This window comes from Moorena sp. SIO1G6 (assembly GCF_010672795.1).
Taxonomy (GTDB): domain Bacteria; phylum Cyanobacteriota; class Cyanobacteriia; order Cyanobacteriales; family Coleofasciculaceae; genus Moorena; species Moorena producens.
The window spans coordinates 533,009-546,785 of sequence record NZ_JAAHFZ010000001.1; the positions used below are offsets into that span (position 1 = coordinate 533,009).

The window sequence follows — 13,777 nt, forward strand, 5'->3', positions numbered from 1 at the left end:
CTCAGCTATCAGCCAAGGTCAAAGGCTGATAGCTGAGATAGTTACGTACATCTTTATTAGGACAACTATCTGAATAACTCTACTTCAGCATCAGCTAGTTCACGACACTAGTGTTCGAGCCACAGGGTGAGATAATGGTTTGGTTTTGACCACAATTTCCACATCTTGACCCAAAGCGTTTAAGAAGCGAAACAGCCGCACAATTGAAAAACCCGCCAACTTACCATTGATAAGTGCGGACACTTTAGGCTGATCTACTCCTAAAACCTTTGTCGCCGCAGCTTGTGTCATACCCTGGTTGGCAATAATACTACTAATCTTACGAGCCAGTTCTGCTTTAACGATTAATTCGTCAGAGTTTTCTAAACCTAAATCGGCAAACACATTACCACTACTAGCTTGTACTTCAATTTCTTTGACCATAATTACTACCTCTACTCGTGAGTGTAATGTTGTGAGTAATGTTCTCTGGCTCTTTTTAACCTGGCTTCAATTAATTCCAGCTCTTGCTTGGGTGTGGCGATACCTTGCTTTGATTTCTTTTGAAATGTATGCAGAACATACACTACACCTTGGAGTTTTACGGTGTATACACCCCGATAAGTGTCTCCATCAAAGTTGTCAATAACTTCGAGTACACCAGCACCTTTGAATCCTTTGAGGGGTTTAGCAGCGGGATGTTTGTCTCCACATTGAGCTAAGTACAAGGCATAACCCATCACTTGCTGAACTTCTGAGGGAAATTTTTTCAAATCTTCCAAGGAACTGCCAACCCACTCTACAGGTTTTAAGGACACATCCATGTGATAAATATTCCAATTATAGCATAAGAATTACTAGTGTCCTAATTATCGATTTCTACAATGAACAGGGTGTTTGACACTCCCCGTCTTGAAAGAGCGGGGATTCCTAGATCAACGAGCCGCCTTAAACCGCCGTATTCCTATCTTTAACGCCGTTAAAAATAGGACAGTGCTTAACCAAAAACCCGTCAAGACCAAGTTCTCAGTCAATTTACGACAGACCCAGAGGGCGATTCTCCTTAGACGTTTGGCTACTTGTAGGGAAGTGCCTTAAAAAGTCCGTTTCCTTCCTGTTCACCTGGTTCCGGTGTGCCCCACCGTACCGTTTTTTTTCTCAAAATGTGATTCTTCTGGGTTCACACGTTAACGGTTAATTAACGATTGGGTTTTTAAGGAGGATTTTCCCTGCCCTCCGAGCATTACTACTTTAAGGTCATGCAGTGGCGGATCTCTGTTCCGGTTGCGCCAAGGCCAAAGGCCACGCTACGCGAACGGTTTTTCAGCCTGTACTCATATCTCCAGTATACTCTGGCGCTATAAAAGTGTAAACTAGGCGACTTTAGTCGCTAGTCACTTTCATCTCCCCTCGCTTTGTGACGGAGTTTTCAGTGTTAGGTTTTCTAATCAGATCACTCCCCATAGCAGCAACACAAACCACTCGAAGGTGGCAAAACCTGCAAACATAGGGCGCAGTTCAACTAAGATTTGCTCGACTCGACGATATAGAGCCATAATCAAACTGGCTGAGTTTTTCTGATTCAGCCAGTTTGGAACATTCTCGTCCCTAGGCGCGATCGGGGTGTTCTTTTCTTAGGGGTAATTCAACCACTCAACCGACCACAGAACTTCGCACTGTCCAGTATCAATAGATTGTAGCGATTTTAAAATTAGTGAGTAAAGGATTTGACAACTGCTATAAGTTAGCAATAATCTGCTTCTGATATTCCTCCTCAGTCATCATCTCTTGGGTACTCTCCACTCGGTCTAAAAATACAATGCCCTCAAGATGGTCATATTCATGCTGAAATATCCTGGCTACAAAGTCTGTTAATTGTTGCCGCTGATACTGACCATACCGATTAGTATACTCCACCTCAATTCGACTATACCTGGGTACTAAACCTCGAATTCCGGGAATACTCAGACAGCCCTCCCAGTCCTTAACCATGTCAGTGTCGTGACTAATCATGGAAGGATTAATCATAGCCGTTGGTTCCATCAAGGGTGCGTGGGGATACCTCAAATTCGGACGAGACGCTACGATAAACAAACGATAGGATTGAGATACTTGGGGTGCTGCAATGCCAACGCCATTGGCTGCTGTAGCAGTTGCTATGAGCTGATCAATCAGTTGTTGAAGGCGTTCATCCAGCAAGTTATGTACTCCCTGACTGTGCTGGCGTAAAATCGGGTTGCCTAACTGAGCAATTTGTAGTGTTTCACTAACCATAGTAAAAGCCAAACGTCTATATCAGTCAAGCTTATTCGATCAAATGCTCAAACAGTACCTTTATATATTAAAAATTGGTAAACAGTTTTGGGTGGTGGGATATAGGAAAAGGTATTTTTATTCCCTTGGTCTGGGCTGTGGCTGATCACATCTAGCTTAAAAACAATTGACTACGGTAGAATAAAAACGGTGAAAATTTCCCCAGAAGAACTATGGATTCAGGTATTAGAACGTCTCAAACTACAACTGAGTCAGCCCACCTTTGAAACTTGGCTCAAGACAACTAGCGCTCAACAGCTAGACAATAATTGCTTGCTGATTCGGACTCCCAATCCCTTTTCAAGAAATTGGTTGCAGAAGTATTACGTTAAAACAATTGCTGATGTCGTGGAAGATATTTTAGGTCAACCGGTGGAAATTAACTTCACAACGGCTACAGGAGACAATAACTCAATGACTGCTGATGCTGACTTTTCCTGGTCATTTCCCGTAGCGACTAATCATTCCGAAAATACCTTTAAAAACCAGCCAAGACGGGCTAAGTTAAATCCTAAGCATGTTTTCTCTCGCTTTGTGGTTGGTCCTAATAATCGCATGGCTCATGCTGCATCTCTGGCGGTAGGGGAGTATCCAGGACGGGAGTTTAACCCTCTGTTTCTTTGTGGTGGTGTTGGTTTAGGCAAAACTCATTTGATGCAGGCAATTGGTCATTACCGCTTGGATAATAACCCTGACTCTAAAATTTTTTATGTTTCTACTGAGCAGTTCACTAATGATTTAATTTCTGCTATTCGTGAGGATAGTATCCAGAGCTTCCGAGAACATTATCGGACAGCAGAGGTACTTTTGGTAGACGATATTCAGTTTATTGAAGGTAAGGAATATACTCAGGAAGAGTTTTTCCACACCTTCAATACGTTGCACGAAGCTGGTAAACAAATTGTCTTGGCATCAGACCGTCCTCCTAATCAGATTAATAGCTTGGAAGAACGCCTTTGTTCTCGCTTTTCTATGGGGCTAATCGCTGATATTCAGCCACCGGATTTGGAAACTAGGATGGCTATTTTGCAAAAAAAGGCAGAGGACGAAAATATACGTCTACCCCACGACGTGGTTGAGTACATTGCTGCTAGCTACACCTCTAACATTAGAGAATTAGAGGGAGCTTTAACTAGAGCTGTGACTTATATATCGATTGCGGGGTTAGCGATGAATGTGGAAAATATTGCACCGATTTTGAACCCACCGACCAAGAAGATTCAAGCTTCTCCTGAAGTGATTTTAAGTACTATATCTGATACTTTTAATCTTTCAGTGGAAGACTTAAAAAGTAGCTCTCGGAGGCGAGAAATTAGTTGGGCTAGGCAAATTGGAATGTATCTGATGAGGCAGCATACAGAATTGAGCCTACCCCGAATTGGGGAAGAATTTGGGGGCAAAGACCACACGACAGTCATGTACAGCTGCGATAAAATAACTCAGCTGCGGGAAAAAGATGATGAGTTAGCTCAGAAACTTTCTCAGTTAAGCGATCGCATAAATCTGACAGCCAGGAGTCAAAACCAAAAATAAAGCGTGTTTATAGCAATTATCAGCGACGTTTGAGGTAATTTTGTCCTGGCTTTTAGGGAATAGGGAATAGGGAATAGGGAATAGGGAATAGGGAATAGGGAACAGGGAAAAAATACTCTGTACCTGATTAGCCTAGAAAACACTATATTAACTAAAGTTTATTAATTAAAGTTTATTAATTAACCCCTTGAGCTTGATGTTATGATCGAGTCTACTGCTGGAATCTCTGGCTTCTGAGTATAAATGCTCTGTGGAAAAATCACCGAATTTTTCCACAACTTTTTCCACAAATGGATTACTAGCCCAATTAGTATTCAGCTATCAGTTATCAGCTATCAGCTATCAGCTATCAGTTATCAGTTATCAGCTATCAGTTATCAGCTATCAGTTATCAGCTATCAGTTATCAGCTATCAGTCATTAGCTATCAGCTATCAGGTATCAGTTATCAGCTATCAGCTATCAGCTAAAGGCTGACCGCTGACCGCTGACCGCTGACCGCTGACCACTGACCGCTGACCACTGACCGCTGACCACTGACCACTGACCGCTGACTACTGACCACTGAATACTTAGGTTTTTGAGGTGGTTTTGTAGAAAGATTAGTAATCGAGTACTATAGTTTTTTGCTAAAGCAAGCCCCATTAGAAAACCAATCATGAAACTGGTTTGCAGTCAAAGTGACCTCAATACAAACCTTTCACTAGTGAGTCGGGTAGTCCCTTCTCGCCCTACTCATCCTGTGCTGGGTAATGTTTTGTTAGAAGCAGACCAAAAAAATCAGCGGGTGCTACTAACTGCTTTCGACCTGAGCGTGGGTATCCAGACTAGCTTTAATGCTGACGTTGAGACAGGAGGGGAAATTACGCTGCCAGCCAAACTGCTCAATGATATTGTCTCCCGTCTACCTTCAGGGGAAATTACTCTAGAGGATGATGGGACAGGAACAGACAGTGATAGCCTGATTGTGACCTTAACCTCGGCTACCGGACGTTATCAGGTTCGAGGCATGAGTTCTGAGGAATTCCCCGAACTGCCGGAAGTTAACACATCCGTTGCGGTTCATATTCCTGTAGAAGTCTTAAAGGCTGGATTGCAGGGTTCTTTATTTGCCACCAGTTCTGATGAAACTAAGCAAGTGTTGACGGGGGTTCACCTTACTGTACAGTCGGACAAATTGGAATTTGCTGCTACCGATGGTCACCGACTAGCAGTTGTGGAAACTAATCGCACAATAGAGGAAAGTGCAACGACTGAAGCTACCCAAGAATTGGATGATCATGATTTCCCCCTAGAATTTACTTTACCAGCTAGAGCGTTAAGGGAGTTGGAGCGGATAGTATCTAAGGCTGAAGCTCAAGATATTATTGCGATTCAGTTTGAACCTGGTCAGATTGTTTGTCAAGGAGGAGAACAGCTTTTAACAAGCCGAACTCTGGAAGGACAGTACCCTTCCTATCATCAGCTGCTTCCCAAACACTTTGAGCGTCAGCTCATTCTCGATCGCCGTCAATTACTGAGTGCAGTAGAACGGATTGCAGTGTTGGCTGATCAGAAAAATAATATTGTCAAGTTTAATATCGATAGTGTTAACCAGCGGCTTCACCTCTCGGTAGAGGCAAAAGATTTGGGTAGTGGTCGGGAGTCAATGGAAGTAGAAATATCGGGTGATAGTTTGGAAATTGCTTTTAATGTTAAGTACTTAATTGATGGCTTAAAAGCCCTTTCTACCTCTGAGATTAAAATGCAGATGAATGAAGCTAATAGTCCTGTGATTTTTATGCCTCTAGGGGGATTGAAGATGACCTATTTGATTATGCCAGTGCAGATTAGAAAATAGGTAAGCATTCAGCGGTCAGTGGTCAGCCCTCAGCCCTCAGCCCTCAGCCCTCAGCCCTCAGCCTTTAGCTGATAACTGATAGCTGATACGCGACACGCTGATAGCTGATAGCTTACCTCCGGACTCCCGACTCCCGATTCCCGATTCCCGACTCCCGACTCCCTTCTAGGTTATTAATCTAACTGCAAAACTACTTATTTTCCAAGGCTCTATCTGAACTACTTTTCCATCCGGTGATGGTTCTGATAAACTAACGGGTCTTTCCAATAAATCAACTGGGTGAACTACTTTTAATCCCAAATCACTTACTAAGGATAAATTTGCTGACTCCCCATGAGATTCATAACACCTGAGAATCCATTGATCAGGGATATCTTCGGATTGTTTAAGTGCCATCAAAATTAAAGTCTTGGCTGACAAATTTAATAGTTGTCCGGTTGATGGTAAAGAAGGTTGACTATTATTACTGACATTATTACTGACAACAGAACTATTGGGGGGAGACCAAAGTAAACTTAGAAATGGTAAGTTAAGCTGGTATGCTAGGTGAATTGTATCTGCAAAACGCCAATTGCCTTGATGAGGATAAAGAGCATAGGTGAATTGGTGGATGCCTTGATCAGCTTCAGGATCGGGCCACGTCGGAGAGCGAAGCAATGTTAGACGTAATTGGGACGCCTGGGCATCATAACCGTATTTGCAATCATTCAGCAAACTGACACCATAGGTTTGATCACTCAAGTCTGCCCAACGCAGAGCAGGTACTTCCCATTTAGCTTGTTCAGCAGGGGTTTGGGGTCTAGTAGAACGTGGAATTACCCCACAAGGCATCTCATAGGACACATAATCCGCATCAATGGCTAATGGAAAAGCAGCTTTGACTAATACATGGCGTTCCTGCCAGTCTACGGTAGTGGCAATTTTGAGGACTGGAGATTCAGCACAGAGGATATAGTCCTGACAAAATTGCGATCGCATCAGCCGACGCACCACTCGCAAACGCTGACTCAATACTCCTGTTTCAACCCACTCGATCCCGATCAGCTCAGTGCTCGGCAAAGGATGGTCAGCATAATTTGGGTCTATATTCCATGCATCCCAATATTGACCACTATCCTCGAAAGCTTGTAGCTGATTTCCAGGACCACTAAGCACTTCCCGCTGATTAACCTGATCGAAGACACTACTCAAATCTCCAGTTTCTGGGTCTACCACTACTCGTAGGTATTGATTCTCTAAGACTAAATCTTCAATCGGGAATCGGGAATCGGGAATCGGGAATCGGGAATCGGGAATCGGGAATCGGGAATTGGGAATCGGGAATCGGTACCCACCCCTAGGGCATGTCTTCAAACTCGGAGATCCCCCTAAATCCCCCTTAAAAAAGGGGGACTTTGAGTTTGGCTCCCCCCTTATTAAGGGGGGCTGGGGGGCTAAATCCCCCGAGCGAGGGATTGCTCGCTCGGGGGACTTTGAGTTTGGCTCCCCCCTTATTAAGGGGGGCTGGGGGGGATCTAAATCTTGCGGAAAACTTTGAAAACACGCCCTAACCCCTCCCAGGAGGGAATCGGGAATCGGGAATCGGGAATCGGGAGATAGCTCTATGGTCAACTCCACATCATTGCTGCACAACCAAAAAACACGATATCCTACCGAAGGAATATTACTGGCTAGAAACAGCAATTCTATTTGAGAATAGGAGAGATTTTCATTGTTATTGTCATGGTTTGGGATATCTTGGGCTTGATCGTGGCTAACTTGAGAGACTATCTTTTCCCCAAAACAGTCATACACTTCCCATTCGATTGACTCGACCGGTATAGAAACAGGTAACGAAACAGCTAAAGAAATCGCAATTACTTCTGAACGCTGCCAATTGAGAGGATTAAAGACAATAATCGCTTGAGCATTGGGTTTTGGTGGTGGTGGCAGGGTGATCTTGGATGCGATCGCATTTAATGATTCCTCCAATATATCTCCCGTCACTTCCTCTACTTCCTCCCAAGCCTGATTAGCTTCTACAAAGACTTCCGGAATTGATGTTCCTGGTAAGATATCGTGAAACTGATTAAATAACACCTTTTTCCAGGCTTGCTCTAGTTCAGTCTTAGGATAAGCTTGTCCTGTCGCAATGGTTTTCAGGGCTGCAAACAGTTCTGCTTGGTACAATAACCCCTCACAACGACGTAGATAGCGCTTTTGGTCAGCGTGAGTGGTATAGCAACCCCGATGGAATTCTAGATAGAGTTCATCATTCCAGACCGGAATCTCTTTAGTGGTTGGGCTTTTCAACCTACTAACCTTGGCCAAAAGGCCACGCTTCGCGAACAACAAATACTCACTGGCCGTGGTAAATTCCAGCTTTGGGAAGAATGGGGATTGTTGCCAACGTCTTGCTACTTGTAACATATCCCTGGTGGGACCACCGCCATGATCTCCCACACCAGGTAACCAAAATGCCTCCTTGAGTGAAGTTTGAATTTCCCAATCAATGGCATAGCTTGCCATAGTAATGGGATTTGTATCCATAACACCAGCAACGTTAGGGGGAGACATTAGGCTGAAGATTTGACTGCCATCGGGAGACTGCCACCAGAAAGCACCATAGGGAAATTTGGTGCTATCGTTCCAGTGCAGCTTCTGGGTCACGAAGTAGTCAATTCCACCCTGTTTGAGCAATTGAGGTAGTTGCCAACAGAAGCCAAAACTATCGGTTACCCATGCCACTGTGGTTAACTGACCGAAGGTTTTCTGGACGTAACGTTGACCATAGAGGATTTGTCGGACAATTGATTCACCATCAATTAAATTTAATTCCGGTTCTACCCACATCCCCCCCACAATTTCCCAGCGACCAGCAGCCACTTGTTGTTTAATCGCTTTAAATAAGTCAGGGCGATGCTGCTCTATCCAGGCATAAAGGGCAGGTGTGGTATGGCAAAAGGTGAAATCTGGAAATTCTTGCTGTAGCTTTAATACTGATTCAAAGGTACGCACAGCTACGTCCCAGGTCTCGCTCACTGGCCATAACCAAGCTAGATCAAGGTGAGCATGACCTAGCATTTGGATAGAGTTTTGACTATTTTGAATTCTGAAGTTTGAATTCTCAATTGTACTGAGTTGTTGGCGCAATCGGGTAAGCGATCGCATAAATTCTGTCGGCTGTGAAACCATATCCCAATTAATCTCAGCCACAGCCTTAGCTAGAGTCGCTAATTTTTCGGGTTCAAAGTTAGCGCTATACTTTTGTAAGACAGCCAATTCATCAGCTACAAAGCCTGGATCGATATCATGATTGGTGGCTTCGTAGAGGATTTGCGATCGCATTAATCCCCCGATATCATGACCAGGACTAACCAACCTTAGGGCTACGGCAAACTCTTCCCCTGGCACGACTGTTGAAGTTAGCAGCATCCGTGTGGAGGAATCAAACAAATCCCCTTCTTGTACCAGCTGACCGTTGACAAAAATCTCAGCCGATTCTGCCCACCACGTCAATACCAAACGTAATCCTAAGCCCGCTAAAGGATAGCGCTGCAAATCCTGGGGTACTAGGAATCGTTGAGTTAACCAGATCACTTGTCTGCCAGCAGACCAAGTAATGTAATCCTTGTCATTACGTTGGGCTATTGACCAATTCTCCCAGCACTCTGGTTGAGTGGCCACAGGGTAAGGAATATCTTCATTACAGTATCGCCAACCCTGCTGAACATTTGTTTGAGTTAAAGCACGGAGTTTTGCGATCGCATGATTAATTCCATCAATAATCCTAATCTGATCCATTGGGTTTAAGTAATTGGAATAAGATTAGTCAAATTTTCCCTAAAATCAATGGCACCGACTATGATTAATTTGTTATTGGTGGTTTATTGAAAGTTATAGCGCTACGCGCAAGGCAAGAGGCATGCATGCTAGAGGCAAAGGTGCCCTTGACCCATGAAGAATTAAATTCGCCACGGGTCGCACCTAAAAGTTGACTACAACAGCTTTTGAGCTTGTATCAATGTCAAACAGCTTAATGGGTAGTGCTATGAGCGCTAGCCGTCAACTGTCAACCAATAACCAGTTCCTGGTATAGATGCAGCTTAAATGTCGATCAGGCTGATAAGCGCGTTTGTATTTGAGATGTAAACCTAAAAGCTCTTTTTTTATTGGACAATAAAATTGAGGAGCTCTTGCCCCTGTTGCCTGTTGCCTGTTGCCTGTTGCCTTTTGCCTTTTCCTGCAATAAGTGTGTTCACAATCGAGATACAAATCGCTATAGCTAATCCCTCACCCAAGCAATAACCATCATGTCTTCCCCTGCCAAAGGTCCCTATCGCAGTAGATTGTTTAACTTTATCAATCGACAATCTCAACGGTTTGTTGACCAAATTGAACGTACAACACGGCATTTAAAGGTTGCAGCGGTATGGGGAGGACAAATTTTACTTTATCCGGTTTACCTGCTAGTGCAAGCTAGTTTATCGGCTGGGCGTCAAATCTCCTCTTCAGTAAAAGCTGGATTGCCCCAATTAAGGACATTTAGCCACGCCCAGACCCAGGAAACACCGCCAGAAGCAGATACAGCAATTCAGCGAGTCTTACAAGAGTTGAACCTTGGCAGCTTTAACCTTCAACTTGGTCTAGACAACCTAAGACCGTCTAATGGGCAAGCTGTTACCCTAAATAACGGGCAACCTATCCTAATCGAACGGCAAAGGGGAACATCCCTAAATAACGGGCAACCTGTCAGCCTAAATAATGGGCAAGCTGTAACCGCAGGAGAATGGGCAACTCCAAATCAAACCCCAGCTCAAGCCCCGACTAATGAGCATATGCTGATTCAGGGAGTAGCTTGTTTATTGGACAACCGGGGTCTAGTGCTGGTGACAGTGCAAAACCAAATTCTGGATATATTGACACCCCAGCAGCAGCAAAAACTAGCATCCAGAATTAGCTGGGAGGTGGCTGACTTAATGCGTAAATGGCGTTTAGCCCACTCGTTAGATGGCAAAAAAGCATCCCCTTCCCTTGCTACCTTAGATCACCCCCCTATTTTGCCACCCATCAGGCTATTCTGGCGATTAATGGCCTGGGTGCAAACTAGTCCTGTAGCGATCGCAATTAATCTTTTCGGGGAATCGAGGATCATTCGAGCTGTTTCCAAGGGTAAATCAGCCACCTCTAATCACCGACAACCTAAACCCAAACCATTCCAGCTATCACCTTCTAGCCCAATTCAAGACCTATTAACTTTCCTGGATAACAAATTGCTAGAACTGGAATCACACCAATTATTACCAGGGTCTGAAGTGGTGGTTAAGCTGAGGCAAGCCCTACAAAAACCATTTATTAAGGGTGATAGCTCAGAGGAGGTAACGGTTGGGTCTGACACTAACCGACTTAAAATTTTAAGCTTAATCTATGCTGCGATTGACTATTTCTTTGGTAGAAAAGCATCTAATTTTAGTTTGAGTAGTTCCTCAGACCAATCTGAAATTGCTTCTGGTTCTGGAGAGGTTTTACCAGGAGGAAACAGGGATAATTTATACCCAGAAGCCCATCAGCTATCAGGAGATAATTCCCCTCCACTTTCCCCCTCATTAAGATCATCCACCTCAACACCATCTGGGTCTAAATCAGATGAATTGGAGCCTTGGTTAACCGATAATGATTTATGGGGCAATCCAGATGGATCTGACCACTCCCAAAATTTCTCTGCCTCAACCTCCAACTCCGGAAATCAGGCAGAATTACCGGTTGCTAATCTTAAATATAATAGACATCAGTTACCCGAAGGATTCAACAGCAAGATTCCTGTGAAGTCAGAAAAGTCTATTTGGACCCTCTTTAAGCGATACCTGCACTTACTAAAGGCTCCAGGTAAGCTGATTATATCGAGAAATAAATCCTCAAAAGTTAAAGCAAGACCATCGATCAGCCAGAAGAGAAATTCTAAAACTGATAAATCACCAGACCTGTCCCAAATTCAGGATAATTTAGGAAAAACTACTCCCAAAGAATCTCAAGATCAACCGCTAGCAGTTGTTAACTCTGGTAGCACCAAGGTTAACGGATCTAAGGGAGAAGAAAATAGTGCGATCGCTAACTCTAGAAACCATAGTGATGTAGAGCCAAATCAAGACTGGATTGAAACTAAAGCAACTCCAGAAGGATATGTTAAACATCCTTTAGAACGAGTGCTGGAGTGGTTAGACATCACCATACTTTGGATAGAAGAGCTAGTGGTTAAAATTTGGCGATTGCTGCAACGGTTGTGGCCATTTTAATATAAGCTATCAGTTATCAGCAATCAGCATTCAGTGTGGAACGGGCATCTTGGTGGAACGGGCATCTTGGTGGAACGGGCATCTTGCCCGTTTGCTGTTGCACGTTTCCTGCCGCCCAGGCTAAGAAAACAGCAATAACTTAGGCAAAAACATTCCTGTGTTTTCTTTATACACTTTATAGTCAGCCGCAAAACTACTAGCTAAAAATTTAGCCTCTTCTTGGCGAGCAACTTGATAGTAGGGTACAAAGATTACTACTACTGTGATTAGTAGCCAGAGTTGATTAGTAACAAAAACACCACCTAGCACACAGAGTAAGTAGGATGTGTAAAAGGGATTACGAATGAATTTATAGGGGCCAGTGGTAAAGATGTGGTTTGGTAAATCATCGGAATAGCAAAGAGACAAAGGCTTTTCCTTAGTTGTTTTAACTGTCCACGAAAACAAAACTAGTGAGCTGATATAGATGCTCAGTCCCATTAAACCTAGGATTAGATTGGTTTCTTCAGTAAGAACGATGGTACTGACCTGTAGAACTATTAATAGCGTCCATAATACAGACAGGATCCGCACACCATTTGGGATTCCATTAGGGCGAGTAAATAAAGCCAAGCCTGCCCAAGAAAAACTGATCAAACAAGTTGTGAATAAGATTAGGGCGCAAGATTTTAAGACTAGCATGATGTTTGAAAGCAATTCTACGACTTGTGAGGTATAAATATCTAGGTTTTAGGGAGCAGCGATGCAGGGAGCAGGTAAGAGGGAATAGAGAATAGGGAATAGGGATAAAAGTCAGTGTACTTGATAGTTATGCAAACCGCCGTATGTTTAGCTATCAGCTTAAGCGCTACGCACACGCTACGCTAACAGCTATCAGTATTCAGTGTGGAACGGGCAAGATGCCCATTCCACCAAGATGCATGTAAATTCCTAGGATTCTTCATCCATCGGATTATTATTACCAACATCGAATACAATCACAAATTTTGCATCAGGCATTAATCGTTTCAAGGCCCACAAATGTCCCTCCGCATCCGACCGATTGCGGAAGCGAGCAACAACTACCCGCTGCATTTTTGGTAACAGCCGCATGACCACCCATGGATGAAGGCGTTCAGAATACGTCATCATAAAAGTATCTCCTTGTGATTGGGGAGCCAGAGCTAGCCCGTAGATTTTGGACTCTCAGCGGGCTAGCTCTTGACTCTGGGCGTCTCAGCGCCCACTTTTATAGTATAACACAAAAAATATTATATTATAACATATTTTGAAAAATTTTGTAACAAACTTTTCGGGAGTCGGGAATCGGGAGTCGGGAAACTCTTGCCTATTGCTAGCATGCCTATTGCCTAATCAATATCAGTAGAGTGGGCATCCTGCCCGCGCGACAATATATTCACACTGGCAAGATGCCAGTTCTACAGCAAGATGCCCGCGCGACAATATATTCACACTGGCAAGATGCCAGTTCTACAGCAAGATGCCCGCGCGACAATATATTCACACTGGCAAGATGCCAGTTCTACTGCCTAATCAATATCAGTAGAGTGGGCATCCTGCCCGCCCGACCATAAGCATGACACTGGCAAGATGCCAAATATTGACACTGGCATTTTGCCAGATATTGACACTGGCAAAATGCCAGATATTGACACTGGCAAGATGCCAGTTCTACAAGATTTTTTACCTCTTGCCTCTTATAGCGCTATGCATTTAGATGTTTGACATTGTCTTGATGCAATAGCGAGTGGGGGAAACCCCCAAGACCGCGCTGCATCGCTCCTAAACTCCGAAACTTAGTCATAGCTTACTTTTGACTTCTGACTTCTAACTTCTGACTT

Annotated in this window: 11 protein-coding genes; 4 read left to right on the forward strand and 7 right to left on the reverse strand. The window is 43.8% G+C overall.

Features of this window, described 5'->3' with window-relative positions:
* Window positions 1–99 precede the first annotated feature (99 nt).
* The 3 genes from F6K63_RS02400 to def all read right to left on the reverse strand — a co-directional run bounded on the left by F6K63_RS02400 (window position 100) and on the right by def (window position 2,253).
* On the reverse strand, window positions 100–423 hold the full coding sequence (locus F6K63_RS02400) for a helix-turn-helix domain-containing protein (RefSeq protein ID WP_287310621.1): 324 nt from the start codon (window positions 421–423) through the stop codon (window positions 100–102).
* 11 nt (window positions 424–434) lie between these two features.
* Window positions 435–803 (reverse strand): type II toxin-antitoxin system RelE/ParE family toxin, encoded by a 369-nt coding sequence (locus tag F6K63_RS02405; RefSeq protein ID WP_008186335.1) that lies wholly within the window; start codon window positions 801–803, stop codon window positions 435–437.
* A 913-nt stretch (window positions 804–1,716) separates the two neighbouring features.
* Window positions 1,717–2,253: a peptide deformylase gene (gene def / locus F6K63_RS02410; RefSeq protein WP_008186333.1), complete on the reverse strand. Its 537-nt coding sequence runs from the start codon at window positions 2,251–2,253 to the stop codon at window positions 1,717–1,719.
* Between the two features lie 189 nt (window positions 2,254–2,442).
* Between def and dnaA the strand changes: the two genes are divergently transcribed.
* A complete protein-coding gene (gene dnaA, locus F6K63_RS02415; protein WP_287310623.1) occupies window positions 2,443–3,825 on the forward strand; it encodes a chromosomal replication initiator protein DnaA in 1,383 nt (460 codons plus the stop codon).
* A gap of 461 nt (window positions 3,826–4,286) precedes the next feature.
* Here the strand turns inward: dnaA and F6K63_RS02420 are convergent, their stop codons facing one another.
* Complete coding sequence (locus F6K63_RS02420; RefSeq protein ID WP_287251292.1) at window positions 4,287–4,484, reverse strand: hypothetical protein; 198 nt, start codon at window positions 4,482–4,484, stop codon at window positions 4,287–4,289.
* Between F6K63_RS02420 and dnaN the strand changes: the two genes are divergently transcribed.
* Window positions 4,483–5,664, forward strand: a complete 1,182-nt coding sequence (dnaN, locus tag F6K63_RS02425) for a DNA polymerase III subunit beta (RefSeq protein WP_008186326.1) — start codon at window positions 4,483–4,485, stop codon at window positions 5,662–5,664. The genes F6K63_RS02420 and dnaN overlap by 2 nt on opposite strands.
* 165 nt (window positions 5,665–5,829) lie before the next feature.
* Here the strand turns inward: dnaN and F6K63_RS02430 are convergent, their stop codons facing one another.
* A complete protein-coding gene (locus F6K63_RS02430) occupies window positions 5,830–9,447 on the reverse strand; it encodes an alpha-mannosidase (protein ID WP_287310625.1) in 3,618 nt (1,205 codons plus the stop codon).
* Between the two features lie 509 nt (window positions 9,448–9,956).
* Here F6K63_RS02430 and F6K63_RS02435 point away from each other — a divergent pair.
* Window positions 9,957–11,936 carry a hypothetical protein gene (locus tag F6K63_RS02435; RefSeq protein WP_287310627.1) on the forward strand — a complete coding sequence of 660 codons (1,980 nt, stop codon included), beginning with the start codon at window positions 9,957–9,959 and terminating at the stop codon, window positions 11,934–11,936.
* 120 nt (window positions 11,937–12,056) lie between these two features.
* Here F6K63_RS02435 and F6K63_RS37060 read toward each other — a convergent pair whose 3' ends face one another.
* Complete coding sequence (locus F6K63_RS37060) at window positions 12,057–12,617, reverse strand: methyltransferase family protein (protein WP_353812794.1); 561 nt, start codon at window positions 12,615–12,617, stop codon at window positions 12,057–12,059.
* A gap of 249 nt (window positions 12,618–12,866) precedes the next feature.
* Window positions 12,867–13,064 carry a hypothetical protein gene (locus F6K63_RS02445; RefSeq protein ID WP_044493793.1) on the reverse strand — a complete coding sequence of 66 codons (198 nt, stop codon included), beginning with the start codon at window positions 13,062–13,064 and terminating at the stop codon, window positions 12,867–12,869.
* 462 nt (window positions 13,065–13,526) lie between these two features.
* On the opposite strand from F6K63_RS02445, the gene F6K63_RS02450 reads away from it, so the two are divergent.
* Window positions 13,527–13,661: a hypothetical protein gene (locus F6K63_RS02450; protein WP_287310629.1), complete on the forward strand. Its 135-nt coding sequence runs from the start codon at window positions 13,527–13,529 to the stop codon at window positions 13,659–13,661.
* Window positions 13,662–13,777: the final 116 nt, after the last annotated feature.